At 65.1% G+C, this 26,341-nt stretch carries 19 protein-coding genes and 1 riboswitch; of the genes, 13 read left to right on the top strand and 6 right to left on the bottom strand.

The features are described 5' to 3' along the window. The first annotated feature begins 42 nt into the window (after window positions 1–42). Window positions 43–1,755, top strand: a complete 1,713-nt coding sequence (locus CY652_RS20220) for a sigma-54 interaction domain-containing protein (protein ID WP_102132502.1) — start codon at window positions 43–45, stop codon at window positions 1,753–1,755. A 177-nt stretch (window positions 1,756–1,932) separates the two neighbouring features. Here CY652_RS20220 and atzF read toward each other — a convergent pair whose 3' ends face one another. The 6 genes from atzF to CY652_RS20190 all read right to left on the bottom strand — a co-directional run bounded on the left by atzF (window position 1,933) and on the right by CY652_RS20190 (window position 8,692). Next, complete coding sequence (gene atzF / locus CY652_RS20215) at window positions 1,933–3,768, bottom strand: allophanate hydrolase (protein ID WP_102132501.1); 1,836 nt, start codon at window positions 3,766–3,768, stop codon at window positions 1,933–1,935. Between the two features lie 16 nt (window positions 3,769–3,784). After that, a complete protein-coding gene (locus CY652_RS20210) occupies window positions 3,785–4,441 on the bottom strand; it encodes an urea amidolyase associated protein UAAP2 (protein WP_102132500.1) in 657 nt (218 codons plus the stop codon). An 11-nt stretch (window positions 4,442–4,452) separates the two neighbouring features. Beyond that, entirely contained in the window at window positions 4,453–5,208 is a 756-nt protein-coding gene (locus CY652_RS20205) for an urea amidolyase associated protein UAAP1 (RefSeq protein ID WP_102132499.1), read from the bottom strand. A gap of 57 nt (window positions 5,209–5,265) precedes the next feature. Further along, window positions 5,266–5,399, bottom strand: a riboswitch (guanidine-I (ykkC/yxkD leader). 228 nt (window positions 5,400–5,627) lie between these two features. After that, a complete protein-coding gene (locus CY652_RS20200; protein ID WP_219723788.1) occupies window positions 5,628–6,488 on the bottom strand; it encodes an ABC transporter ATP-binding protein in 861 nt (286 codons plus the stop codon). A 41-nt stretch (window positions 6,489–6,529) separates the two neighbouring features. Further along, complete coding sequence (locus CY652_RS20195; protein WP_102132497.1) at window positions 6,530–7,468, bottom strand: ABC transporter permease; 939 nt, start codon at window positions 7,466–7,468, stop codon at window positions 6,530–6,532. Window positions 7,469–7,531: 63 nt separating this feature from the next. Further along, window positions 7,532–8,692, bottom strand: a complete 1,161-nt coding sequence (locus CY652_RS20190) for an ABC transporter substrate-binding protein (protein WP_102132496.1) — start codon at window positions 8,690–8,692, stop codon at window positions 7,532–7,534. 306 nt (window positions 8,693–8,998) lie between these two features. Between CY652_RS20190 and CY652_RS20185 the strand changes: the two genes are divergently transcribed. The 12 genes from CY652_RS20185 to treS all read left to right on the top strand — a co-directional run bounded on the left by CY652_RS20185 (window position 8,999) and on the right by treS (window position 26,337). Beyond that, the gene (locus tag CY652_RS20185; protein WP_146010162.1) at window positions 8,999–9,265 is read left to right on the top strand and encodes a hypothetical protein; all 267 of its coding nucleotides are present in this window, start codon (window positions 8,999–9,001) and stop codon (window positions 9,263–9,265) included. Between the two features lie 293 nt (window positions 9,266–9,558). Next, entirely contained in the window at window positions 9,559–10,653 is a 1,095-nt protein-coding gene (locus tag CY652_RS20180) for an efflux RND transporter periplasmic adaptor subunit (RefSeq protein ID WP_219723787.1), read from the top strand. 18 nt (window positions 10,654–10,671) lie between these two features. Beyond that, window positions 10,672–13,938, top strand: coding sequence for an efflux RND transporter permease subunit (locus CY652_RS20175; RefSeq protein ID WP_102132527.1), 3,267 nt, complete (start codon window positions 10,672–10,674; stop codon window positions 13,936–13,938). Beyond that, window positions 13,935–15,452 (top strand): efflux transporter outer membrane subunit, encoded by a 1,518-nt coding sequence (locus CY652_RS20170; protein WP_258002386.1) that lies wholly within the window; start codon window positions 13,935–13,937, stop codon window positions 15,450–15,452. Before CY652_RS20175 ends, CY652_RS20170 begins: the two co-directional genes overlap by 4 nt. A gap of 186 nt (window positions 15,453–15,638) precedes the next feature. Next, complete coding sequence (locus CY652_RS20165; protein ID WP_146010161.1) at window positions 15,639–17,078, top strand: ATP-binding protein; 1,440 nt, start codon at window positions 15,639–15,641, stop codon at window positions 17,076–17,078. 2 nt (window positions 17,079–17,080) lie between these two features. After that, window positions 17,081–17,761, top strand: a complete 681-nt coding sequence (locus tag CY652_RS20160) for a response regulator (protein ID WP_180970694.1) — start codon at window positions 17,081–17,083, stop codon at window positions 17,759–17,761. A 613-nt stretch (window positions 17,762–18,374) separates the two neighbouring features. Then, the gene (locus CY652_RS20155) at window positions 18,375–18,857 is read left to right on the top strand and encodes an Hcp family type VI secretion system effector (RefSeq protein ID WP_102132491.1); all 483 of its coding nucleotides are present in this window, start codon (window positions 18,375–18,377) and stop codon (window positions 18,855–18,857) included. Window positions 18,858–18,862: 5 nt separating this feature from the next. After that, window positions 18,863–19,228: a tlde1 domain-containing protein gene (locus CY652_RS20150; RefSeq protein ID WP_102132490.1), complete on the top strand. Its 366-nt coding sequence runs from the start codon at window positions 18,863–18,865 to the stop codon at window positions 19,226–19,228. Continuing rightward, window positions 19,225–19,581: a hypothetical protein gene (locus CY652_RS24205; protein ID WP_146010160.1), complete on the top strand. Its 357-nt coding sequence runs from the start codon at window positions 19,225–19,227 to the stop codon at window positions 19,579–19,581. The genes CY652_RS20150 and CY652_RS24205 overlap by 4 nt, the downstream gene beginning before the upstream one ends. Before the next feature lie 300 nt (window positions 19,582–19,881). Continuing rightward, window positions 19,882–21,711 carry an ABC transporter ATP-binding protein gene (locus CY652_RS20140; protein WP_102132488.1) on the top strand — a complete coding sequence of 610 codons (1,830 nt, stop codon included), beginning with the start codon at window positions 19,882–19,884 and terminating at the stop codon, window positions 21,709–21,711. Window positions 21,712–22,172: 461 nt separating this feature from the next. Further along, complete coding sequence (locus tag CY652_RS20135; protein WP_102132487.1) at window positions 22,173–22,328, top strand: DUF3309 family protein; 156 nt, start codon at window positions 22,173–22,175, stop codon at window positions 22,326–22,328. Window positions 22,329–22,920: 592 nt separating this feature from the next. Further along, complete coding sequence (gene treS / locus CY652_RS20130; RefSeq protein ID WP_102132486.1) at window positions 22,921–26,337, top strand: maltose alpha-D-glucosyltransferase; 3,417 nt, start codon at window positions 22,921–22,923, stop codon at window positions 26,335–26,337. Window positions 26,338–26,341 lie beyond the last annotated feature (4 nt).

Raw genomic sequence — 26,341 nt, 5'->3', positions numbered from 1 at the left:
GCCACGCTTCGCTTCGTCACCCGAACGCACGGAAATCTCGTCATGTCCATTGCCTCGCCCGCCACCGGGGGCCATCCACGCACAGCGGACGCGCCCGCCTGTTCGTCCGCGCGCGCAGACCTCGCCGTCGGGGTTCATGTCGACGTCGACTGGTCGCGGCAGGAACTCTTTTTTCGCCGCGAACTGGCCAAGGTCGTCGGGCGCTTCTCGAACTCCACCGAGAACCTGCGCGAGGTCTTCCACCTGCTGTCCGAAATACTGGGTTTGAACCGGGGCCGCCTGTTTCTCGTCGATCCGGCCACCGGCATGCTGACGCTGCGTTGCGCCTACGGGCTCACGCGGGAGGAGATGGCGCGAGGCATCCTGACGCGCGGCGAAGGCATTACCGGCAAGGTGTTCGAGTCGGGCCAGCTCAACATCGTGCAGGACATCGATTCCGAGCCGCGCTACCTATGGCGCACCGTGCCGCGCAGCGCGCTGCCCAACGGCACCACGTCGATGTTCTTCTTTCCGATCCATGTCGACGGGCAGACCCGCGGCGTATTCAACGTCAACCGGTTTCGCGGCATCTCCCGCAGCCTGACCGCGGATCTGGAAATACTGCGCGAGGTCACCTCGCAAATCGCCCAACTGCTGCGGCTCGACGACCTCATCGCCGAACGCGTCCAGACCCGTACCGCCGCGCTCGAACACGAGAACCGCACGCTGAAGCAGGCGCTCGATCGCGACGCGCACCGCTACGGGATCATCGGCGGCTCCGCGAAAATTCGCACGGCGCTCAGGCAGATCGAACAGGTCGCGCCCAGCGATGCCACCGTGCTCCTGCTCGGCGAGTCAGGCACCGGCAAGGAACGCTTCGCCCATGCGGTCCATCTCGCCAGCCCGCGTCGCGACTTGCCGTTCGTCAAGCTCAATTGCGGCGCGGTACCCGAAGCGCTCTTCGAGTCGGAGCTGTTCGGGCATGAGAAAGGAGCGTTCACCGGCGCGACCCATGCCCGTGTCGGCCGCTTCGAGGAGGCGCACGGCGGCACGCTGTTCCTCGACGAGATCGGCGACCTGCCGTTGAACATGCAGGTCAAACTGCTACGCACGCTGCAGGAGCGCACCGTCTCGCGCATCGGCGCGCAGCGCGAGCAGCACGTCGACGTGCGCATCGTCGCGGCGACGAATCAGGATTTGCGCCAACGCGTCAACGAAGGGAATTTCCGTCTCGACCTGTTCTACCGGCTCTATGTCGTCCCGATTCACCTGGCGCCGCTGCGCGAACGCCCCGAGGACATCGCGCCGCTCGTCCAGCATTTCCTGCACGAGGCGAATACGCGATTCCAGCGCAACGTGTATCTCTCCGGCGAGGCGCTGGCCGCGTTGATCCGCTATCCGTGGCCGGGCAACGTGCGCCAGGTGCAAAACGTGGTCGATCGCCTTGTACTGCTAAGCGAATTTCCGCTCGTCGACGCGCCAGCCGTGCTGTCGGTGCTGGAAGCCGAGGCCGGTGCGCCCGCTGCGGTCGTGGACGCAACGGGTGCCGCAGACGCCGTGCCGGTGCCGCTACCGCGGCACATCGGACGCGAACAGCGCGATGGCATCATGCTCGCGCTGGCGCGAACCGGCGGCGTGAAATCGAGGGCCGCCCAGCAGCTCGGCCTGACGCTCAGTCAGCTTAACTACCGGATTCGGGTACTCGGCATCGACCCGGCCGACGCCGCCCGCCCCGCCTTCGCGCACCGGGAACCGGCCGGCCGGCCGGGGAGTTGATGCCCGCCATGCCGGCCCGCCGCGCGCCGTCGCTCGACATCGGGCCGGCACCCGCGTTATCGACGTGGGCGCCCGGCACGAATAGCGCGTCGACCGGCAGGATGTGCAACGGGCGTGCCGGCCGCGACGGCAACGAAACGACGCGCCCGTCGCGAAGCCCGTCCCGGCAAACGTCGCTTACGACGCACGACCGCTCGCGAGATACGCCCGCCAGCCGCCGAATCCGGTGATGTCGGCTGCGCCGTCGAGTGCCACGCTTTCGCACAGAAAGCCCTGCACCTGCGTGCCGTCGGCCAGCGCGAGCGTGCCGATGCCAAGCGGTGCCGGCACTTCCGCGACGAACTCGCCAAAACAGGCAAGCGGCATGTCCCACACCTCGACCTCGATGGCCGCGCCGCCGCTCGCGGTACGCACGAGACCCGGCTTCGGCAGGCTGCCCGCCGCGGCGGGCAGCGCGTACAGCCGGTACGTGGGTGCGGTCGCGGTGGTGGCGGCGAGACGCGCGCCACGCTGCGTCAGTTGTCCGTTGAGCGGCTGTCCGGTCAGATGCGCGCCGACCACCGCCACGCGTACCCGCGCGGCGGCGTCCGAGGCGCCGGCCGATGACCCCGCGGTTTCGCGCGGCGGCTCGCCAAGCCATGTACGGGCAAGATCGAGCAACAGCGCGTCTTGATGCGCGCGTCCGACGAGCGTGATGCCGAACGGCAAGCCTGCGTGCGGGCCGACGTCGCAAAGGCCGGCCGGCACCGCCAGCGCAGACAGATCGAGCAGGTTGACGAAGTTCGTGTAATAGCCGAAGCGCGAGTTCACGCGGATCGGATCGGCCTCGAGCTCGTCGACCGTTGCGGTTGTCGGCGAAGTCGGCATGAAGATCGCGTCGATGTCCTGCCAGACCCGATCGGCGACGAGGCGCAGCGCAGCGAGACGATCGAACGCGGCGAACAGGTCGGCGGCACTCCAGCGCGCCGCGCCGCCGACGATCTCGCGAATCACCGGATGCAACGCCTGCGGCTGCGCCTCGAAAAATTCGCGGATCGCCGCAAGCCGCTCGGCGACCCACGGCCCCTCGTACAGCAGACGTGCCGCGGCAAGAAACGGCTCGAAGTCGATCTCGACCAACCGGGCGCCGGCGGCTTCGGCACGCGCCAGCGCGACGTCGAACGCGCGTTGGTACGACTCGTCGCCGTAGAATTCGAGCTGCGCCGCGCACGGCACACCGAGACGCACGCCGTACAGCGAGCCGGCGCGAACCGACGACAGCGCAGACGACGCGGGCGGCGTCCATGCGCGACCGTACGGATCGTCGCCGGCCACGCCGCGCGCGACGTCGAACACCCGCTGTGCGTCGTCGGCCGAGTGCGCGAAAATCGACACGCAATCGAGCGACCGGCATGCCGGCACGACACCGAGCGTACTGAGCACGCCCCGGGTCGGCTTCAGCCCCACCAGACCCTGGAATGCGGCCGGCACGCGCCCCGAGCCCGCGGTATCGGTACCCAGCGAAAACGCGGCGATGCCGAGCGCAACGCTCACCGCCGAGCCGGAACTGGAACCGCCCGACGCATAGCGCGCGTCGAGCGCATTGCGGCACGCGCCATACGGCGAGCGCTGTCCGGACAAGCCGGTCGCGAACTGATCGAGGTTGGTCTTGCCGACCGGAATCGCGCCGGCCGCGATCAACCGCCCGACCACCGGCGCGTGATGCTGCGGTACGTAGGCGTAGGCAGGACATCCCGCCGTCGTCGGAATGCCGGCCAGGTCGATATTGTCCTTGATCGCGAACGGCACGCCATAAAGCGGGAGCGTTTGCGGATCGCGGCCTTCGAGCGCGTGCGCATGACGCATCATCTCGTCCCGGGTGAGCGGGCGAATCCATACGTGATGCGAATCGTCCGCCGCCGTGCGCGCGGCGATCGTTTCGACCAGTTGCGTCGGGGTAAGACTGCCGTCGCGATAACGCGCGCGCAGCGACGCGAGCGTGGGCGGCCGACCGGATTCGTTGTGTCGATTCATGGGCGTGTAGCCTCCTTCATGGTGCTGCCCAGACGAGCAGCCTGACCGGCGTCGGGTCGTAGCCGTTGCACGGATTGTTCAGTTGCGGGCAGTTCGAAATCAGCACCGTCACGTCCATGTCCGCCCGTATGTCGACGTACTTGCCGGGTGCCGAGATGCCGTCCTCGAACGTGAGCTTGCCGAGCGGCGTCACCGGCACGTTCATAAAGAAGTTGATGTTGCTGACGATGTCGCGCTTGGTCATCTGCGTGCCGACGCCGCACGTGCAATGCGTCAGCGCCGTCAGGAAATTGTCGCGGCAGTTATGCATGTAGCGCTTTTCCAGCGCGTAGCGCGCGGTGTTGCTTTCGGCCGCGCAGGCGCCGCCCAGGGTGTCGTGGCGGCCGCAGGTGTCCGCGACGATCGTGCCCATCGGGTTGCCGAGGTTCGACAGCAGCACGCTTCCCGCGGACAGATACAGGTTTCGCTGCGCCCGGATCGTGTCCTGAGCGCTGTAGCGCTCGAGCGGATCGGCGGTGCTGTAGAACAGCGTGTCGACCGCCTGGTTGCCTTCGAGATCGAGAATGCGCAGAACCTGGCCGCGCTTCACTTCGTGCAGCCACGGCTCGCCAGCGGCGAGCGTGAAATCGTAGACCGCGCGACGCGTATCGAGTTGGCTTTCGACGATAGGCATGACGGGTCTCCTCAGGCGAACAGCCGCTCGGTGTTGATGAAGCCGCGCCCGTTTTCCGCGCAGGCGCTGCGGCACGGATCGTCGGCCGGTACGCAGGCATCGGCCGCGTAGGCGCGATACGCGATCAGCCTGACCGGCTTCGGCGCATAGGTCGGGGCGGGATCGAGCGGATGGGGCGCGGTCGAAAATGCGGCGAGCGTATTCATCTCGAAGCGCAGATCGAATGCGGAACCGGCGGGCGAATGCCCTTCGACAAACACCAGCGAACCGTCGTCGCGCGGCGCGACCTTGCTGAAGAAGTTCACGTTCGCCGCCAGGTCGCGAGGGCCGAGCCCGTATCGGGCAAGCTCCAGCACGAGACTGTCGCGACCGTTGCGAATCATCTCGTTGCGATGCCGTTGATAGCCGGCAAGCCCGTATTTGCGCTCGAACAGCCGCGCGTCGCCGACGCCGCCGAGCGGATCGTGCCAGCCCAGCGTGTCGGCCGTGATCGACGCCATCACGCGCCCCATGTCCGAATAGAGCACGAAGCCGCGCGCAAGGTGCGCGGTATGCTGCGCCTTCAGCGTATCGGCCATGTTGTAGCGTTCGAGCAGATCTTCCTGGCGATGGAACACCGCGGACAGATTCGCGCCGCCGTCGACGTCGACGATGCGCAGCGCGAGCCCCCGGCGCAGCATGCCGGACCAATGCGTGCCCGCGGGAATCAGCGTTTCCCACAGCACGTTCGGGATGGGAGGGAGTACAGCCGGGCAACCTGGCGACATCGAGACTCCTCGTATCGGTTGGATAAAAAGCATGAGAGGGCGATTACGAATATCGCGACCTCCCGGGCTTTTATCCCTCCGTGGAGCCTCGCCGACGCCTCGATAGAGGAGAAAACGGCAAGACCGGATTGCTCTCGGACCAGGCGTCGCGCCCGTTGTAAAGCGCGACCGGAACCCTAGCGACCCTGAAGACGATGCAAATTGCTCCGCACCTCTCGTTGCACAATCAAGCGAATTGCGTGCCAGCGCCGCGCAAGCAGGCCGCGAACGTTGCCTGTCAACGCATCGCCGGCGCCGGAAAGCGATACGACGACATCAGCGCAAGCAGGCATCGCACGTCGGCGCAGGGCGCGCGCGCACCATGCGGATGCGCGAACGCACCGTCGGCAAGCGCATGGCGGATAAGTCAGAATCGCCCGTTAATGGCCCAGCGCCGCGTCCAGTTCCCGTCGCATGTCGGCGAACGCGTAACTCGCGCGATCGCGCGGATACGGAATCGGCACGTCGACCACGCGCTCGACCCGGCCCGGATTCGCCGACAGCACGACCACCCGCTGGCTCAGGTACAGCGCCTCCTCGATGTCGTGGGTCACCAATATCATCGTGACGCGCTGCGCCTGCCAAATCTGTAATAGCGCATCCTGCAGGCGCTTGCGCGTCAACGCATCGAGCGAACTCAGCGGTTCGTCCAGCAGCAGCACGTCAGGGGCCGTCACCAGCGCGCGGGCAATCGCGCCGCGCTGCGCCATCCCACCGGACAGCTCGCCGGGCCACGCGTGCCGGCTCCCCTCCAGACCGACCAGCTCCAGATACGCCTGCACGCGCGCGCATTTGGCGGCGTCGTCCGCATCGACGTTCTTCAGCGCCAATGCGACGTTCTGTTCGAGCGTCAGCCACGGCAGCAGCCGATGGTCCTGAAACACCACGCCGCGCGACAGGCTCGTGTCGCGAATCACCTCGTCGCCCAGCAGCACGCTGCCTTCGTAATCCCGATCGAGCCCTGCCAGCAGGCGCAACAGCGTGGATTTTCCGCATCCGCTCGGGCCCACGACGCTGACGAATTCGCCAGGCTGCACGTCCAGATTCAGACGCTCGAGCACCGTCCGCGCCTTGCCTTGCGATACGTAGCGCTTCGTCACGTCGCGCAGATGCAACGCATGGGATACCGGCCGGGCGGCGGCCGCCGCGTCTTGCCCGGCTGTCTGTGTCACGGCCGACATGACTTCGCTCCGTTCAAAGGGTTCTGGTGCGCGGAAGAATGGACGGGCATGGACGGGCATGGACGGGCAACGAGGCGCGGGCGCCCGCTGCCGGCATCCGGTCACGATTGACCGTGCGACGTGTCCGGCGTCTTCCAGCGCAAGGCATGCCGCTGGATCGCATACATGCCGCGGTCGATCAGGAAACCGACGACGCCGATCGTCGCCATGCAGACCAGCAACTGGTCGGTCATCAGCAGCGACTGCGCGCGGAAAATCAGAAAGCCGATCCCCTCCTGCCCGGCGAGGCCCTCGGCAACGACGACCATCGCCCAGGCAAGACCGGCGCTGTAGCGCAGGCTGACCATGATGGTCGGCAACGCGGAAGGAATCAGGATATAGCGTAGCTGCTGCAGGCGCGTCAGCGTCAACGCCCTGCCGAGTTCGATATGCCGGGCATCGGCGTTGCGAATGCCCTGCAACGTATTCAGAAACACCGGGAAAAACACGGTTTTCGCAATCACCAGGGTCTTGGCCGACGTGCCGACGCCGAGCCACAGCACGATCAGCGGAAACCACGCGACGCCGGGAATATGGCGAATCGTATCGAGCGTCGGCCCGAAGAAACGTTCGACCGGGCGCCACAAGCCGGCGGCAAAACCCAGCACGACGGCAGCCAGCGCGCCGAGAACGAACGATTGCACCACGAGCGACACGCTCACCCAGAAATCCTGCAGGTAGGACTGCCGCACCAGCATGTCCCAGAACGACGCCACGGTACGCAGCGGCGTCGGCAGGAAGGCCGGCGAAATCCATTGCTGCGTGCTCGCCAGCGTCCATCCGCCGACGATCAGCAGCGGCAGCACCCACGGCCAGGCGAACCATGCCGCGCCGGCCAGCGTCCGCCAGACGCCGCCCGCCGCCGCGCCGGTCTCCCGGCCACCATCGCGACTCCCCGCATGGGCCGACTCGCGCGACTCATGCGGCGGCGCCTGCGTCGAGGGCTGGGCCAGCGCAGCCGGCCCGCTGTGCGACTGCTGTCGCGATACCGCGTTTCCCATCCAGTCCTCCGAAACAGGCGACCTGGCCGCGTTGCCGCGAACCGTACAAACCGGGCGGCCTGCTTACTGATAAGCCGAGTACTTGCCGCCCGCGAAAAATCGGCCGTCGACCATCGCGTCGATTTGCCCATCGCTCAAATGGCGTTCCGACAGGATGTCGTCGCCGTGCGCAACATACCAGGCCTGGAACTGCTTGATCGTTGTGCGCACGTTGTCCGCATCCGGCTCACCCGCCATGAAATCGAACTCCGACGGATCGGTAATCTGGAAGCGGGCGATCTCCACCGGCACGCGCGTCTCGTGCGCGACGATCTGGGCGGCCTCGTCGGGATGGGCGAGCGCCCACGTCCGCGCCTGCTCTATCGCCACCAGGAACGCGTGAATCGCCTCCGGATGCTGGTCGGCGAACGAGCGCATCGCGAAGTAGGACACCCGGCCCGCGCCGTCCGTATATTCGCCGTGGTCGGGCGTGCGGCCGATGACCTTCACCTGGTGCGACAGATACAGCGCCGCCGCATTCGACGTCCCGAGATGCATCGCCGTCGCGTCGATCGCACCGCTCAGCAGCGCGGCCGTCACGACGTTCGTCGAATCGATCGACTGGTAACGGACGCGCCCGCGCGTCGTCCGGCTGTCGAGCGGCAGGCCGGCCTTGATCAGCGTTTCGAACGGCGCGGTCCAGTAGCAGCTCACGCGGCTGCTCGCAAATTTCTTGCCGTCGAGATCGCGAACGTCGTTGATCCTGTCGTTGCCCGCGCGCGCAAGCAGCGGCGTCCTGTACTTGTCCGACGGCTGCGACTCCCAGACGATCACCGCATCCAGACCGTTCGCGCGATGCACCACGGCGGGATAGATCATCCGCTGCGCCACGGCAATCCCGCCGCTGTTCAGTTGCGCGGCCTCCGCGCCGATCATCTGCGCCGTGCCCGGCGCGACGAGCGTCACCTGGTTCACGCCGATCTTCGCGTATTCGGATTTCAGAAAGCCCTTGTCCTGGGCAATCGCGGTAATCGGGTCGAGTTGCAGCGTAATCGACGTCAGTGCCGGGCCGGAGGCAGACGGCCGGTTGTCGGCAAACGCGGCTGCGGCCGCGACGGCGCCGCCGGCAACGGCCAGGGCAGCCAGCAACGGTGCCGCGCGTCGCTTCAGGCGCCGCAGTCCCGCTCGCGCGGGCAGCCCGTTTTTCGACGGAGTTTGCGAACGATTCGAGGACAGGCGACTCATGTTTTTTCCCGGGAGACGAGGTTACCGACCAGAAACCGGCCAATCCGCGAGATCGTAGAATTCCCGTCGACGCGCTGTCAAAGCATCATTTCAGCTTTTCTCATATTCAGTTCCACGATTCATGGTCTTCATGCCGTTCGCAGCTAAGGTTAGCGCGGACCCTTCTTTGGCGGATACCGTACGCCCTCCTAAAATGACACGCGTCGAGCGCTGCCCCGGGGAAGATTCGCTTTTGCGCGGAAAATCATGCAAGCGCAGCGACAACACGCAACGGCACAGAATATCCGGATCGGGAACGAACACGCGATGGCTGGCGAAAACATACCGGATCACGGCAAGGCTCCTGCGCATACCGAAAGTTCTGCAATGAAAATCGGAATGCCGAGGCTGCCTGTCATCGGTCTCGTCCTCTATGGATTGACCGCGGTATTCACCTTGCAGGCCGATTCGCAGCCGACGCTCGCCGAAACGGCGGCGGCAAACATTGACTATTACTACAGCTCGGCCACGCCGGAAAAACCCGGCGATATCGACGAAGCGTTGAGGTTGAGCTCGACCGAACTGTGTCACTGACCCGCAAGGCCGGCGATACCGACGCCCTGCTGCCCCGCCCCATCGTCGGCAACCGGCCGCCTCTATCGACCGGCACGGCACCGTCAGGACGGATTTGCCCGCCGTTTGCCTAATTTCTTGCGAATTTGATTTGCATAATGCCGCGATCGGGCGTGGACCGCGCTCTCGGTATTGAGGCCTTCACTATGCAAATCCGGCTTTCTGTGCGTCATCGCACAGGCGTTCTGTTTCTGGCCTGCGCGTTGGCGGCGTGTTCGCACGATCAAAAGAGCGTTCAGAAAAAAGTTCAGACGGTGTCCGTAGAAACGGTCAAAACCGTGCCGTTCGCGCAGTCGGTTTCCTTGCCGGGGCGCGCGACGTCGTTTCTGACGTCGCCGGTCACGCCGCAAGTCACCGGCGTCATCCAGAAGCGTCTGTTCGTCGAAGGCAGCGTGGTGCGCGCAGGGCAGGTGCTCTATCAGATCGACCCCTCGCTGTATCAGGCGACCTACGACGCCGACCAGGCGGACCTCGAAAAGGCCGAGGCGGCGCTGCTGTCCGCGAAGCCCATTGCCGAGCGCGACCGCTCGCTCGCGGCCATCGACGCCATCAGCAAGGAAACGCTGGAAGAAGCCGAGGCAACCCTCAAGCAGGACGAAGCGACGATCGACGCCGACAAGGCCGCGCTGGAAAGCGCCCGCATCAATCTGGGCTACACGCGCGTAACCGCGCCGATAACGGGCACGATCAGCGCGTCCACCTACACCCCCGGCGCGCTGGTGACGGCGGATCAGACCACGGCGCTCGCGACCATCTATGCGTACGACCCGATGTATCTGGACGTCACCGAGTCCAGCACGGACGTACTCGCGTTGCGCAAGAAACTGGCGAGCGGCGCCTACAAGACCGATGCGAACGGCAACGCCAGGGTGAAGATCACGCTCGAGGACGGCACGACCTACGCGCACGAGGGCACGCTGCAGTTCGCCGGCGTGGGCGTCGACCAGACCACGGGCACCATCACGCTGCGCGTCATCGTGCCGAACCCGGAGAAGCTGTTGCTGCCGGGCGAATATTTGCACGCCGTCATCGATCAGGCCGTCAACGAAGACGCGATCCTCGTGCCGCAGCAGGCGGTCACGCACGACCAGCGCGGCAACGCGACGGCGCTAATCGTCGACGCCGGGAACAGGATCGAGCAACGCACGCTGATGCTCGCCGGCACCGCGAACAACAACGAATGGGTCGTGACCAGCGGCCTCGCGGCGGGCGAGCGCATCGTCGTGGCCGGATCGCAGTTCGTGAGCGTCGGCGATACGGTGAAGGCTGTCGAGGCGCCCGCGGCCGATCAGGAGGCCGCGGCCGACAGCGCGTCGTCATCGGCGGCGGCAACGCCTTCGGCGAACTAGGGGAGCGGGTGCATGCGTATCGCTCACTTCTTTATCGACCGGCCGGTTTTCGCGTGGGTGCTTGCGATCCTGGTGTCGCTGATCGGCGCGTTTTCGATCACGCAATTGCCGCTCGACCAGTATCCGGACATTGCGCCGCCGACGATCCAGATCACGGCGACCTATAACGGCGCGTCGGCGCAGACCAATCAGGACTCGGTCGTGCAGGTCATCGAGCAGCAGATGGTCGGCCTCGACAACCTGATGTACATGTCCTCCTCGGCGAACTCCGAGGGCAACATCACGATCAAGCTGACGTTCTCGGCCGGCACGAATCCCGATACCGCGCAGGTGCAGGTCCAGGACCAGTTGCAGTCCGCCAACGCGTTGCTGCCGGAAGAGGTGCAGGAAAGCGGCGTGACCGTGAGAAAGGCCTCGCCCGATACCTTCCTCGTCTTCAACCTCGTGTCCGAGGACGGCAAGATGAGCAAGGCGGCCATCGCGGACTATCTGTACAGCAATCTCGAGGAGTCGATCGAACGTCTGCCCGGCGTGGGCCAGGCCCAGCAGTTCGGTTACGAATACGCGATGCGGATCTGGCTCGATCCGAATAAGCTTCAGAAGTATGCGCTGATGCCGTCCGACGTCGTCACGGCCATCGACGCGCAGAACGACGACGTCGCCGCCGGCGAAGTGGGCGACACGCCCGCGACCCAAGGCCAGGAGCTCGACGCGACGATCACGGCGCGCAGCCGCCTGACGACCGCGCAGCAGTTCCGCGACATCGTGCTCAAGACCGAGACCAACGGCTCGCAGGTGCTGCTGGGCGACGTTGCGCGCGTCGCGCTGGGGCCGCAGGAATACACGGTCGAAACCAACTTCAACAACAAGCCCGCCTCGGGCCTCGGGCTGCAACTCGCGCCGGGCGCGAACGAAGTGCAGGTCGACAAGGAGGTGCACGACTTCCTGAACAAGCGCGCGGCCAGCTTCCCCGACGGTCTGAAGGTCGAGTATCCCTACGAGATGGTGCCGTTCATCAAGACGTCCATCGAGGAAGTGGTGAAGACGCTGGTCGAGGCGATCGTGCTGGTCGTCGCCATCATGTTCCTGTTCCTGCAAAACTTCCGCACGACGCTGATCCCGGCGATCGCGGTGCCGGTCGTGCTGCTCGGCACCTTCGGCATTCTCGACGTGTTCGGCTACTCGATCAACATGCTGACCATGTTCGGCGTGGTCCTCGCGATCGGCCTGCTGGTCGACGACGCGATCGTCGTGGTGGAGAACGTCGAACGCCTGATGACCGAGGAGCATCTCTCGCCGCGCGAAGCCACGAAGAAGTCGATGACGGAAATCAGCGGCGCGCTGGTGGCCATCGCGATGGTGCTGTCCGCCGTGCTGCTGCCGATGGCGTTCTTCGGCGGCTCGACGGGGATCATCTACCGGCAGTTCTCGGTGTCGGTGGTGTCGGCGATGGCGCTGTCGGTGGTGGTGGCGCTGACCTTCACGCCCGCGCTGTGCGCGACGATCCTGAGGGACGACCACGAGAAGCCCAGGGGCCGGTTCTTCAGCGGCTTCAATCGCGGCTTCGATGCGTCCACGAGCAAGTACCGCCGCGCCGTCGACAAGATCCTCCATCATCGCAAGCCCGCGATCATCGTCTACGTGCTGCTCGTGCTGGGCGCGGGCGTGCTGTTCATGCGCCTGCCCACGTCGTTCCTGCCCACCGAGGATCAGGGCGTGCTGATGGTGACGGTGACGGCGCCGGTGGGCGCGACGCGCGAGCGCACGGAAGCGACGATGGCGAAGGTCGAGGACTATCTGCTCAAGCAGCCGGCCGTGTCCGAAGTGTTCAACGTCGCGGGCTACGCGGTGGGCAGTAACGGGCAGAACGTCGGCATGATGTGGGTGAAGCTGAAGGACTGGAGCCAGCGCACCGCCGTGAACGATACCGCGCAGGGATTCGTCATCAAGGCCTCGCGCGACCTCGCCCAACAGGTGCGCGACGCGAAGGTGTTCGTGCTGCAGCCGCCGACGGTTCGCGGCCTCGGCATCAGTTCGGGCTTCGACATGGAGCTGGTCGACGAAGGCAACCTTGGCCACGCGGCGTTGTCGGCCGCGCGCGACAAACTGATTGCGATAGCCAACCAGAGCGGCGTGGTGCGCCAGGTGCGCTTCAACGGTCTGAGCGACACGCCGCAACTGTCGCTCGACATCGACGACCGCAAGGCGAGCGCGATGGGGCTGTCGCTCAGCGACGTCAACACGACCATCGAGGACGCGCTGGGCGGCGAATACGTCGACGAATTCCTCGACAATCAGCGTATCAAGAAGGTCTACGTGCAGGGCGATGCGCCGTTCCGCATGACGCCGGAGTCGCTGGAGCAATGGTATGTGCGCAATGCGTCGGGCACGATGGTGCCGTTCTCCGCGTTCTCGACCTCGCACTGGACTTACGGACCGCCGGAGCTGGACCGCTATAACGCCCAGTCGTCGTTCGAGATCGTCGGCGATCCGGCGCCCGGCGTGAGTTCCGGCCAGGCGATGAAGACCATGGAGCAACTGGTAGGAAAGCTGCCGAAGGGCATCACCTACGCGTGGACCGGGCTGTCCTACCAGGAGCAGCTCTCGGGCGGCCAGGCGCCCTATCTTTATGTCGTCTCGGTGCTGTTCGTGTTCCTGTGTCTCGCGGCGCTGTACGAGAGCTGGTCGGTGCCGCTGGCCGTGATCCTGATCGTGCCGCTCGGCGTATTCGGCGCCTCGCTCGGCACGACGCTGCGCGCGCTGTCGAACGACGTGTACTTCCAGGTGGGGCTGCTCGTCACCGTGGGCCTCTCGTCGAAAAACGCGATTCTGATCGTCGAGTTCGCCACGATGCTCGAAAGGCAGGGCGCGAGCACGCTGAAGGCCATCGAGCAGGCCGTCGCGTTGCGGATCCGGCCGATCATCATGACGTCGCTGGCGTTCCTGCTGGGCGTCGCGCCGCTGGTCGTGGCGACGGGCGCGGGCGCGGCCGCGCGGCAGTCGATCGGCACGGGCGTGTTCGGCGGCACGCTCGTCGGCACCGTGCTCAGCATTTTCTTCACGCCGCTGTCGTACTTCATGGTGCGCAAGCTGAGCGGCAAGGGCGGCGAACCTGGCGGCCCGGACGGGCGCGGCGGAGCCCACGCGCCGGCCGGCGATTCGGGGCCGCCGGGGCCGGAGTCGCCCGCGAGCACCCACGAGCACGCCGCTCAGGAAACCGCTCACGAAGCAGAAAACAGCGCACAGGTGTCGTCGAGCATGCCGGCGAACGGAGGCGCAGCATGAGATACGGCATGAAGCACGTCGTCACCTGGGTCATGGCCGGTACGGCCGTCGCGGCGCTGAGCGCGTGTATCGACCTGTCCCCTCACTATCAGCGGCCCGCCGCCCCGGTGCCGGCGTCGTGGCCGGTCGCGGCTTCGGCAACGGGCGCGTCCGGCGCCTCGCAAGCCCAGGCAGCGGGCACGCTCGCCGCCGATATCGGCTGGCGCACGTTCTTCGTCGACCCGCGCCTGCAACGCACGATCGCGCTGGCGCTGTCGAACAACCGCGATCTGCGCATCGCGATCCTCGACATCGAGAAGGAGCGCGCGGAGTACCGGGTCGAACGCGCGTCGCTGTTCCCTGAAATCGATCTCGGCGGCAGCGAGGACGCGGGCCGCACGCCCACGTCCGTGCGGCGAGCGGAATCCAGCGGGTCCACGACGACCACGGACGGCGCGAGCGGCGAAACCTCGCACATCTATAGCGCCGGCCTGGGCGTCACTTCGTATGAGCTCGATCTGTTCGGGCGCGTGCGGAATTTGAGCAAGGCGGCGCTGGAGACGTATTTCTCGACGATCGAGACGCGCCGCAGCGCGCAGATCAGCCTCGTGTCGGACGTGGCGAGCGACTGGCTGACGCTGGCCTCGGACAAGCGCCTGCTGGTGATCGCGCAGGACACCCAGACGAGCGAGCAACGCACCTTCGATCTGGTAGACCAGGAGCACGCGCTGGGCGCGGCGAGCGCGCTCGATGTCGAACAGGCGCAGGCAAGCCTCCAGTCCGCGCGCAACGACGTCGCGCAGGCGACGACGACGGTCGCGCAGGCGCGCAACGCGCTCGAACTCGTGGTCGGCGCGCGCGTGCCCGACGCCGATTTGCCCGACGCGCAGGTCGATCCGGTCTCCAGCATCACGACGATTCCCGCCGGCATTCCGTCGACCGTGCTGCAACGCCGCCCCGACGTGCTCGCCGCCGAACACACGTTGAAGGCGGATAACGCGGACATCGGCGCCGCGCGGGCGAACTTCTTCCCGACGATCAGCCTGACCGCCGCGCTGGGCTTCGAAAGTCCCGCGCTCGCGCAACTGTTCACGGGCGGCAATCGCAGTTGGTCGTTCGAGCCGTCGGCGACGATCCCGATCTTCGACGCCGGCGAGAATCGCGCCACGCTCGATGCGGCGAAGGTGACGCTCAAGATCGACGTCGCGACGTACGAAAAGACCATCCAGACGGCGTTCGAGGAAGTGGCGAACGCGCTGGCGACGCGCGCGACCATCGACGTGCAGCTCGACGCGCAAACGCGCACCGTGAAAGCCGATCAGCACGCTTACGATCTGACGATGGCGCTGTACCGACAGGGCAGCGAGAGCCTGCTCGACGCGTTGACCGAGCAACGATTGCTCTATTCGGCGCAGCAGTCGCTGGTCTCGACGCAGCTTTCAGCCCAAACCAGCCTGATCGCGCTTTACGCGGCTCTGGGCGGCGGCGTCGATCCCGCCACGGGAGACGCGCCGCACGCGGCAGGCGCGCATTGAGTGGCAGGGCGTCCGGCGCGCGCGTCCGTCGGCCGGGGGGCCGGGCTTGTGGCGGATAAGCGGCATGCCGCGCGGCGCAGGTATGATGACCGGGCGCCTCGAAGGCGGTGCGCCTGTTGCGCCGCGCCGGGGACGTTTTTGAAAAGAAGGATGGAGTAAGAAGACCGTGTGCCCGGAATCGACGCCATGCCCGAAGCGCTGACACGCGTGACGCGCGAGATTCATCGCGCGAGCCTGACCGGCAAACTGTTTGCCGCGATGCTCGCCGTCAACGTCCTGGTGATCAGCGCGATGGCGGTCGGGGCGCAGCTCAGTTTCGAGCGCGGCTTCCTGGGCTATCTCGAGAAGCAGGAAGTGAAGCGGCTCGAATCGAGCGTCGGGCCGCTGGCGCTGGCCTGGCGCGACCACGGAAGCTGGAATTTTTTGCGGGAGAACCGCAGCCTCTGGCACGAGATCATGCGGCCTTACGCGCCCGCATCGTATCCGGTGTCGGGCAGCGCGCCGTTGCCGCGCCTGCCGGTATCGTCGCTGATCGGCACCAACACGCGCTTCACGCTGCTCGACGCACGCGGCGCTTACGTATTCGGTAATCCGTCGTTTGCGGCCGTCTCGCCGCGCCGGCCCATCGTGGTCGACGGCAAGACGGTCGGCTGGTTGTTGATGGTGCCGTTCAAGCGCGCGACCGAAGCGGGCGATCTGCGTTTCCAGAAGACGCAGCGCGAGGCGAGCTGGATCATCACGATCGCGGCCACGCTGCTGGCCATTCTCACGACCTTGTGGATGGCGCGCGCGCTCGCGTCGCCGCTGCGCCGGATCGCGAGCGCGACGCACACGCTCGCCGGCGGCGATCTGAGCGCGCGCGTGCCGACGGTATCCGGCGGCGACATCGGCCAGCTCGAACACGATTTCAACCATCTTGCGCAGACGCTGGAGAGTGCGGAACGCATGCGCTCCGCGCTGGTCGCCGACATCTCGCACGAGTTGCGCACGCCGCTCGCGGTGATGAGCGGCGAGATCGAGGCGATCGAAGTGGGCGTGCGCCCCATGAGCATAGAGGCCGTGCGCTCGCTCGGCGGCGAGATCAAGCGTCTGAGCCGGCTGGTCGACGACCTGTACGATCTCTCGCTCGCCGACGTCGGCGCGCTGCGCTATCACCACGAGCAGCTCGACGTCTGCGAAACGCTGCGCTCGGCGCTGCGCCGCAGCGCGCGACGGCTCGGCGACGCAGGGCTCGCGCTGCACGCCGATCTGCCCGAGGAGCCGCTCTGGGTGCGCGGCGACGAGCGGCGCCTGCAGCAGGTTTTCACCAATATTCTCGAGAACGTGGTGCGTTACGTCGATGCGGGCGCCGCCGTGTTCGTGACGGCGCGCGAGGACGCGCGCACGGTGCGGATCGACTTCGACGACAGCGGCGCGGGCGTGCCGGACGCGTACCTGCCGTCGCTCTTTCAGCGCTTCTATCGTGTCGAGGCGTCGCGCAGCCGCGCGACCGGCGGCGCGGGTCTCGGCCTGCCGATCTGCCGCGGCATCGTCGAGGCGCACGATGGCCGCATCGACGCGTCGCGCGCACCGCAAGGCGGCTTGCGCATCGCCATCGAACTGCCCCGTCTCCAGGAACCGAAGTGAACATGAGTAACGAAACGCCCATCGACGTCCTGATCGTCGAAGACGAGCCCAAGCTGGCGAGCGTGATGGCGGATTTTCTGCAGGCGGCGGGCTATACGACGCGTTGCGTGGCCGACGGGCGCGACGTGGCGAAAGAGGTGGACCGGCGGATGCCGGACCTGATCGTGCTCGATCTGATGCTGCCCGGCCGGGACGGCCGGGACGTCTGCCGCGACCTGCGAACCTTCAGCGACGTGCCGATCATCATGGTGACGGCGCAGGTCGAAGAGGTCGATCGCCTGATCGGCCTCGAACTGGGTGCCGACGATTACATCTGCAAGCCTTTCAGCCTGCTGGAACTGGTCGCGCGCGCGAAGGCGATCCTGCGCCGTTCGCGCTTCGAGCGCTTCCCCGAGAGCGTGCCGCTCAAACTCCACGAAGAGCGCTTTCAGGCGACGTTCCGCGGCGTGTCGATCGAATTCACGCCGATCGAATTCCGGCTGCTCAAGGCGCTCGCGCTGCGGCCGGGTCGGGTTTTTTCGCGCGATGTCTTGATGGACCGGCTTTATCCGGACGGCCGCATCGTCGAGGATCGGACGATCGACAGCCACGTCAAGAAGATCCGCCGCAAATTCGAGGCAGTCGCGCCGGACGAAGACGTGATCCAGTCGGTGTACGGCGCCGGTTTCCGGCTGGCTTTATAGGGCGGAGCGGGACCGTAATCGCGGCAACCGCACGAATCATTTGAGCCTCGCAAGCAGCGCAGGCCACCGCCCAATCCACGGCCTCAAAGCGACAAGTACACAAATGGGTACGCTTTCCCGGGCCAATGAAAAAGGACTGACGGTCGAAACCGTCAGTCCTTGATTTTCCCCGTCAGGCGAGAGGATTTGAGCCTCTGCCTAACCTGCCCATCGCGGGCCGCGCGCGCCGGGACCGCACTCGGCAAGAGCTTCACGCCAAACGGGGCAAATACCGCCGGGATTTTGCCGCCCTGTCGTTCCGAGGTTCCGCCTCAATATATTCAACAGCATTCGCGTCTGTTTCAGGTCACTACTGCGCCCCGTCTTGCCGGCGGGAAGTAGTTTGCGCCACGGCAGCCTTTTTCGCCACATTCCTTGATCGCAATCAACCCACGGGTACACGTTTCTTACGCATCCCTAAAAATTCATATTCCACCCCATGTTTGTATACCGACTTCGGGCCGAATTGGATGGAAATGCGGAACAGCTTGACATGGATGTGCAGCAAGCTCCGTCCTCCGGCTTTCGTAGTGAATCGCGGCAATCAACCATTCAACAGGGGACGCAAACCAGCATGCCTATTCCAGCGTACATGTGGCTCAAGGACGACGGCGGGTCAGACATCAAGGGATCTTCGACCGTCCAGGGACGCGAAGGCAGTATCGAGGTAATCGGATTTGGTCACGGCTTGAATCTGCCCGTTGATAGTCTGAGCGGCAAGATTACCGGCCCGCGCGTCCATTCGCCTATGCGCATCGAAAAAGAATTCGATGCGGCGTCCCCCTATCTCTACAAAGCCCTATCAAAAGGGCAAACCCTGAAATCTGCCGAACTGCGCTGGTACCGGATCGACGACTCCGGGCGGGAAAAACTGTACTTCACGATGGCGCTCGAGAACGTGAAGGTTAGCGGCATCAATCCCGGCATGCCCAACATCAAGACACCCGGAGTGTCCGGGATTAATCACGTAGAGTCGGTCGCGCTTATGTATGAGCGCATCACCTGGCATTACGAGGATGGTCACATCAAGTTCACCGATACCTGGAACGAGCGGTAAACACCATGCCCTGGACGTACCATCAATCGTCGGCACGCCTTCTCCATAATGGGGTTTATGTGGATTCTGGATATTCAGGCCACGGTATTGGGAGAGACAACCCCACTATGCAAAGCGTTCCCAATATCGGACCTATCCCACGCGGCACATATCGCATAGGCGCCCCATTCACACACCCGCACGCCGGGGAATATTCTATGCGCTTAACTCCGGTCAATGGCACTAACACCTTTGGCCGTGATGGATTCATGATTCATGGAGACAGCATAAAACATCCGGGCCAGGCATCCAACGGGTGCGTTATTGAAGTGCCGCTCACACGCCACAAGATATGGAGCAGTGGCGATCATATTCTGGAGGTAATTCAATGATACGCCGCCTGCTTACACTGCTGGTGCTCATCGCTCCCATTGCCTGCTTCGCTAAACTGCCGCAGGGACTGCCCTGCTCTAGCTGGCCGACAAATATAACTGAGGGTAAGCTGCGCAATGCTGGAATTCTCACGATTCCAGCATTGGACGAATCAAAAACCAGGGCCATGCCGATTGCAATTCAGAAAATCGGCAAGGATCTCTATAAGCAGGTTTTCGACATCACCCTTTACTCAAAATCGGGCGAGCAATTCCACGTCGTTACCGTCAACAACGTCTCATCGCAAGAATGCTCCATAAGTGGTGTGGACATCTATCTGGTTTCCAGAAAATTCGGCGCTGACGAGCCCTGAACCAAGGCTAAATTGCTCATTGCATTGGTGCGCCCTTCCTGGACTTGCGTGGGGGCGCCAGGTTTGCCGTCCGCCACGGCTCCATGGAAATCCCCGACGTTTCGGCGATGCTGCGCCTCGCCCGGACGCACACAGCCGGAATCCCGCGGCAAATCGGCGGCCCGCGCATCCGGCAAGGCGATCGGCGCAGGCGTGATACTTGCGCAACCGGCACGGCCGCCCAGGGGACGCGCACCACGCGACTGGGGCCGGATCCGGCCAGCCAAGTTTCGCTGTTCGAGGTAACCATGGGTCGTCCATATGGAAAATGCCGATTCGACAGATCTGTCCGAACAACGCCCCCTGGCGCAGCACAACGCCCATGACGACCGGCTGGCGAGCTATGCGCGCCGGCCACTGAGGTTTCTGCTCAGCTATATCGTCCACCGCCCGGTCGAGCACGCCGTCGTGTTGATCAGTGTGTTTGCCGCGGTAGGGTGCGCGTTGGCTTCGCAATATGCCATCAAGCACCTGATCGATGTTCTGGGCCAGGGGCGCGGTCATCCGGGCCCATTGTGGGAGGCGTTCCTGATCCTGGTTGGCCTGATCGCCGCCGATAATCTGCTGTGGCGCCTCGGCGGCTGGGTCGGGGCCCAAACCTTCGTCAAGGTAACCGGAGACTTGCGGCGGGACCTGTTCCGGTATTTAAGCGGGCATTCGTCGAATTACTTCACCGAAAAGCAGCCGGGCACGCTGGCCAGCCGGATCACGGCGACCTCGAACGCCATCTACGTCACCGAAAACACCCTGGCCTGGAACGTCCTGCCGCCCTGCATTGCCGTCCTCGGCGCCATCGTCATGATCGTTGCCGTCAACCGCTGGATGGCGTTCGGCCTGTTCGCAGCGTCGGCCATTCTCGCGCTGGTTCTCTATAAGCTCGCCGGGCGCGGCAGCGCACGTCACCATGATTTTGCGACCAAGGCGGCATCGGTAGACGGCGAACTCGTCGACGTCATCGGCAATATGCCGCTGGTGCGCGCTTTCGGCATGAAATTTCGCGAACAAAAGCGCTTCGGCGGCAAGGTCAAGGAGGAAATGAACGCGCGCGAGCAGAGCCTGCTGTATCTGGAAAAACTGCGTCTCCTGCACGCCGTGGTGACGGCCATGCTGTCGGCGGGACTGCTCGGCTGGGCCCTTATGCTGTGGTCCGCAGGACAGGCCACAACGGGCGACATTGTGCTCGTCAGTTCGCTGGGCTTTACGATTTTGCATGGCACCCGCGATCTGGCGGTGGCCCTGGTCGACGTGACGCAGCACGTGGCCCGGCTGGCCGAGGCGGTGCAGACGTTGCTGGAACCGCACGGGATGCCGGACCATTCCGACGCGACGATTCTGAAAACGAACGGCGGACGCGTCGATTTCGAGAACGTCACGTTCGCCTACCCCGGCCGCCAGCCGACGCTCGATCACTTCGATCTGCATATCGAACCGGGCCAGCGGGTCGGCCTGATCGGCGAATCGGGGGCCGGCAAGTCGACCGTGCTGGCCTTGCTACAGCATTTCTACGAAATCCAGCAAGGAGCGATCAAGGTCGACGGCCATGCCATTTCGATGCTGACGCAAGACAGCCTCGGACATTCGATTGCGTTGGTGCCGCAGGATATTGCGTTACTTCAACGCTCGGTCTACGAAAACATTGCCTACGGCAAGCCGACCGCCACCGAGGAAGAAGTGCATGCCGCCGCGCGCGAGGCGCGCTGCACCGCTTTCGTCGAAGCCATGCCGGAAGGCTTCAATACGATAGTGGGCGATCGCGGCATGAAGTTGTCCGGCGGGCAGCGCCAGCGCGTGGCGATCGCCCGTGCCATTCTGAAAAACGCACCCATTCTGCTGCTGGACGAAGCCACTTCGGCGCTCGACAGCGCGTCGGAAGAGGTCATTCAGCAAGCGCTCGACCGCGTGATGCAGGGACGAACGGTCGTCGCCATCGCTCACCGCCTGTCGACTCTGCGGAATTTCGATCGCATCGTCGTGATGGACCACGGACGCGTCATGGACGATGGCTCCCCGGACGAACTGAAGAACCGGCCCGGACTTTATCGCGACCTGCTCAACCGTCAGTCCGGCCAGCAAAGCCCAATACAACCGTAACGGTATTGGGGGCGCCCCGCCGGCAGCGATACCGGACGGGACTCCGTGCCGGAGGGAAAACGGGCGCGGCAAGCGGATCTCGCGCGCGGTACAGGCACGGTACGGCCATGTCTGTACGGTAGCAGCCCAGCCGGAACGGGGAAATCTCCGGTCAGATCGCCCGGGCAGACCAGTCGCCCGCGATACCGTCGAATACGCAACCACACGCAGCCGGGTACGACACCGTACCGACTTCGACCCGGTATGCGCGCAACCTGTTTTCAGTTGCCCAGAAAGGCTTCCTGAGTAAATCACATACGCCCAAAGCCGGGGAAAGCCCCCGTCAACTCGCTGTCCGGCTACTGCCGCCTCCGGCGAGCTCGTATGACCACTACGCGCATCCGACCGTCTCGATCCTTTCCCGCCGTCTCGACGACCGCGAAAGTCAGATCAGGTTATGCGCTCATCTTTGGAGCCCCATCATGCTTGGAACCATCCTGCTGATCGTTTTAATTCTTATGCTCGTCGGCGCATTCCCGCGGTGGTCGCATAGCCGCTCATGGGGCTATGCGCCGAGCGGTGGCCTGGGTCTCGTTGTGATTGTCGTGATCGTGCTGTTGGTGATGGGACGTCTGTAAGGTGCGAGTCGCCCCAGCCGTCTCCTGCAGGCAGTATCTGGGCCTGCCCGAAACCGGCATACCCTCGCCACGTCGGGGTCAAGCCGTGCGCAAGCGTCGCTCGCAACGCGCCTTCGGCTTGTAAGCGGATGACCATGCGCCCTTGCTGGGCACGGTAGCGGCCACGCGCTCAATCTCTCCCAGCGGCGCGATGCGTGGCAACGGCGATTGCGCGACGGCATGGGCGGCGAATTCAGGTGGGCAATTTCGACGATTACGCGTCGAACGATCAGGTGCTTTCCTTCACCCGCTACCCCGCGAACCACGTGTGGTTGCCGGCGTCACGACGCGAAATCCGCCGCACCGCTCCGGCGGCGGCGTACTGCGGGGGCAATCAGCCTGGACCCGCTCAACACCCGGCACGCGAGTATCAAATCGCCGCGTTGGGAATGGGGCTTGCGCGACGATGCAGCGCGCCAGTGGAAGACCTGAGCAAAGTCGTCGCTTTGCCTCGTATGGCAAGGTCCGGAAATTCGCGCTGAATGAATCCGCAACAGATGCCGTTCCCGGTCTGGCGGGCGAGCCCGCTCGCCGCCTCCGGCATGGAGAGTCTATGAACAGGGATTTGCCCGGCTACCTCAATCCTGCCGATCGGGATACGCTCTGGTACAAGGACGCGGTCATCTACCAGGTCCACGTCAAGTCGTTTTTCGATGCCAACGGCGACGGCATCGGCGACTTTGCCGGCCTGATCGCCAAACTCGACTACATCGCCGCGCTGGGCGTCAACACCATCTGGCTGCTGCCGTTCTATCCCAGCCCGCGGCGCGACGACGGCTACGATATCGCCGAATACCGCGATGTCCACCCCGACTACGGAACCTTGAGCGACGCCCGGCATTTCATTGCCGAAGCGCACAAGCACCACTTGCGGGTGATTACCGAGCTGGTGATCAACCACACCTCCGATCGCCATCCGTGGTTCCAGCGCGCCCGCGCGGCCCGGCCGGGTTCGGCCGCGCGCAACTACTATGTCTGGTCGGACACCGACGAGGCCTACGCAGGCACCCGGATCATCTTCTGCGATACCGAGAAGTCGAACTGGACCTGGGACCCGGAGGCCAACGCGTTTTACTGGCACCGCTTCTACTCGCACCAGCCCGACCTCAATTTCGACAACCCCCAGGTGCTCAAGGCGGTGTTGGGCATCATGCGCTTCTGGCTGAACCTCGGCGTCGACGGCCTGCGCCTCGACGCGATTCCCTACCTGGTCCAGCGGGAAGGCACCTCGAACGAAAATCTGCCGGAGACGCATGCGATCCTGAAAACGCTGCGGGCCGAACTCGATCGCCTTTACACCGGCCGCGTGCTGCTGGCCGAAGCCAATATGTGGCCCGAAGACGTGCAGCCCTATTTCGGCGGCAATCCGGAGACGCGCGACCAGCCGGGCGACGAGTGCCATATGGCGTTTCATTTCCCGCTGATGCCGCGCATGTACATGGCCCTGGCGCAGGAAGACCGCTTCCCGATCACCGACATCCTGCGCCAGACGCCGGAAATCCCGGCCAATTGCCAGTGGGCGATTTTCCTGCGCAATCACGACGAACTGACGCTGGAAATGGTCACCGACAAGGAGCGCGATTACCTATGGAATTACTACGCCTCGGATAGCCGCGCCCGCATCAACCTCGGCATCCGCCGCCGGCTGGCGCCCCTCGTCGAGCGCGACCGCCGCCGGTTCGAATTGCTGAACACCCTGCTGCTGTCGATGCCGGGCACCCCGGTGCTGTACTACGGCGACGAAATCGGCATGGGCGACAACATCCACCTGGGCGATCGCGACGGCGTGCGAACCCCCATGCAATGGTCGTCGGACCGAAACGGCGGGTTTTCGCGCGCCGACCCGGCCAGCCTGGTGCTGCCGCCGATCATGGACCCGCTGTACGGCTACGAGGCCGTCAACGTCGAGGCGCAAAGCGCCGACCGCCATTCGCAGCTCAACTGGCTGCGCCGCATGCTGGAAGTGCGCAGCCAGCATCGCGCCTTCGGCCGCGGCTCGCTCAAGCTGCTTTACCCGAATAACCGCAAGGTGCTGGCCTATCTGCGCGAATACGCGGAAGACGGCGAGCCGACCGGCGAAACGCTGCTGTGCGTGTCCAACGTGTCGCGCTCGTCGCAGGCGGTCGAACTGGACCTGTCGAGCTTTGCCGGCCGGGTGCCCGTCGAGATGATCGGCGGCGCGACCTTCCCCGCGATCGGCCAGTTGTCCTATCTGCTGACGCTGCAACCCTACGGTTTCTACTGGTTCGTGCTGACGCAAGACAACCAGGCGCCGGGGCATGCGATGTCGCCGCCTGCCTTGCGCCGCGAATTCGACACCCTGGTCCTGCGCAACGGCGCGGCCGACCTGTTGCAGGCGCCGGCCCGCAACCTCCTCGAGCGCGGGGCGTTGCCGGCTTACCTGATGCAGCGCCGCTGGTATGCGGCCAAGGCGGAGCAGGCTCCGCAAACCCGGATCGACATCGCGGTCGAATTGGGCGGTACGCCAAGGCCTATGCTGCTGGCCGAGATCGTCGCCGACACGGCACAGGGCGGCGATCGCTATGTGCTGCCGCTAGGTTTCGTCGCCGAAGACGAGGCCACTTCCGCGCTGCCCGAGCAACTCGCCCTGGCGCGCGTGCGCCGCGGGCGCCGGGTGGGCTTGTTGACCGATGCTTTCGCGCTGCCGGACTTCGTATTCCGCGTGATCGAACTGATCGGGCAAAACGCGAAACTGGCCTGCAGCGACGGCGCCATCCATTTCATCGCCCATCCGGGGATGCCGCCGGCCGGCGCCGACAACGCGCTGGGCGCGCCGGCGGAAGTCCGTTATTTGTCGGTCGAGCAATCCAACAGTTCGGTGGTGATCGGCAATCTCGCGATGTTGAAATTGATCCGCCGCTGCCACCCCGGGATTCATCCGGAAGCCGAAATGGGCACTTACCTGACTGCGGCCGGCTACGGCAATATCGCGCCGATGCTGGGCGAAGTCACCCGCATCGATGCCCAGGGGACGCCGCATGTGCTGGCGGTCCTGCAAGGCTTCATCCATAACCAGGGCGATGCCTGGCAATGGGTGCTGGACGGGCTCGGCCGCAATACCGCCGACCTCGCCGATCTGCCGCTGGTGAGCGCGGTGTCCGCGGCGCCGGGCACGGCCGGCTCGTCGCCGCCGCCGGCCGGGGCGTTGCTGGACGAGGCGCTCGCCGAATACGCGCACTGGGCGGCCAATCTCGGCCAGCGCCTGGGCGAGCTCCACCTGACGCTCGCGCGTGCCACCGACGATGCGGCGTTCTCGCCCTACCCGGCCGGGCGCCCGGACACCGAGGCCTGGGCGCGCGGCGCGCAACACCAAATCGACCAGGCGCTGGCCTCGCTGGCCGCGCTGAAGACCCACCCTGCACAACATAGCGCCGAAGAACGGGCGCTGGCCGCCGAGCTGGAAGCGCTACGCGACCCGCTGCTGGCGCGGGCGGCCGAGCTGGCCCACGCAGGCCTGGGCGCATGGTGCACCCGCATCCACGGCGATTTGCATTTGGGACAAATCCTGATCGCGCAAGGCGATGCGTTCTTTGTCGATTTCGAAGGCGAACCGGCGAGGCCCCTGGCGCAGCGACGCCAGCGGACTAGCGGGCTACGCGATGTGGCGGGGATGTTGCGCTCGTTCGAATACGTCACGGCAGTCGCGGCCAGCGCGGGTCCCAGCGATCTGACGGAGAGCGCCCAGGCCGGTCGCGAAATCCTGCTGCGGCGCTTCCTGGACCAGGTCCGGCAATCGTTCCTGGATGCTTACTGGTCGGCGGCCAATACCATCCCGCACCGCTTCGCCCGGCCCACCGACGCCCAATCGCTGCTCGATCTGTTCACGCTCGAGAAAGCCGCTTACGAGGTCTGTTACGAAAGCGCCCACCGCCCGGCCTGGCTCGGCGTGCCGCTGCGAGGCCTCGTCGCGATCGCTCGACGACTGCTGAAACGAGGACAAACGACATGATGGA

The sequence above is a fragment of the Burkholderia sp. WAC0059 genome (assembly GCF_002870125.1).
Taxonomy (GTDB): domain Bacteria; phylum Pseudomonadota; class Gammaproteobacteria; order Burkholderiales; family Burkholderiaceae; genus Paraburkholderia.
The sequence above is the reverse complement of the archived record's forward strand: the minus strand, read 5'-3'. Positions and strand labels throughout refer to the sequence as shown.

Excerpts from the sequence above, each read along its gene's own strand:
- treS (WP_102132486.1), top strand. The coding sequence starts at position 22,921 with ATGAACAGGGATTTGCCCGGCTACCTCAATCCTGCCGATCGGGATACG.
- CY652_RS20135 (WP_102132487.1), top strand. The coding sequence starts at position 22,173 with ATGCTTGGAACCATCCTGCTGATCGTTTTAATTCTTATGCTCGTCGGC.
- CY652_RS20220 (WP_102132502.1), top strand. The coding sequence starts at position 43 with ATGTCCATTGCCTCGCCCGCCACCGGGGGCCATCCACGCACAGCGGAC.
- CY652_RS20170 (WP_258002386.1), top strand. The coding sequence starts at position 13,935 with ATGAGATACGGCATGAAGCACGTCGTCACCTGGGTCATGGCCGGTACG.
- CY652_RS20210 (WP_102132500.1), bottom strand. The coding sequence starts at position 4,441 with ATGCCTATCGTCGAAAGCCAACTCGATACGCGTCGCGCGGTCTACGAT.
- CY652_RS20150 (WP_102132490.1), top strand. The coding sequence starts at position 18,863 with ATGCCCTGGACGTACCATCAATCGTCGGCACGCCTTCTCCATAATGGG.
- CY652_RS20205 (WP_102132499.1), bottom strand. The coding sequence starts at position 5,208 with ATGTCGCCAGGTTGCCCGGCTGTACTCCCTCCCATCCCGAACGTGCTG.
- CY652_RS20200 (WP_219723788.1), bottom strand. The coding sequence starts at position 6,488 with ATGCCCGTCCATGCCCGTCCATTCTTCCGCGCACCAGAACCCTTTGAA.
- CY652_RS20140 (WP_102132488.1), top strand. The coding sequence starts at position 19,882 with ATGGAAAATGCCGATTCGACAGATCTGTCCGAACAACGCCCCCTGGCG.
- atzF (WP_102132501.1), bottom strand. The coding sequence starts at position 3,768 with ATGAATCGACACAACGAATCCGGTCGGCCGCCCACGCTCGCGTCGCTG.
- CY652_RS20185 (WP_146010162.1), top strand. The coding sequence starts at position 8,999 with ATGGCTGGCGAAAACATACCGGATCACGGCAAGGCTCCTGCGCATACC.
- CY652_RS20155 (WP_102132491.1), top strand. The coding sequence starts at position 18,375 with ATGCCTATTCCAGCGTACATGTGGCTCAAGGACGACGGCGGGTCAGAC.
- CY652_RS20160 (WP_180970694.1), top strand. The coding sequence starts at position 17,081 with ATGAGTAACGAAACGCCCATCGACGTCCTGATCGTCGAAGACGAGCCC.
- CY652_RS20165 (WP_146010161.1), top strand. The coding sequence starts at position 15,639 with ATGCCCGAAGCGCTGACACGCGTGACGCGCGAGATTCATCGCGCGAGC.
- CY652_RS20195 (WP_102132497.1), bottom strand. The coding sequence starts at position 7,468 with ATGGGAAACGCGGTATCGCGACAGCAGTCGCACAGCGGGCCGGCTGCG.
- CY652_RS20190 (WP_102132496.1), bottom strand. The coding sequence starts at position 8,692 with ATGAGTCGCCTGTCCTCGAATCGTTCGCAAACTCCGTCGAAAAACGGG.
- CY652_RS24205 (WP_146010160.1), top strand. The coding sequence starts at position 19,225 with ATGATACGCCGCCTGCTTACACTGCTGGTGCTCATCGCTCCCATTGCC.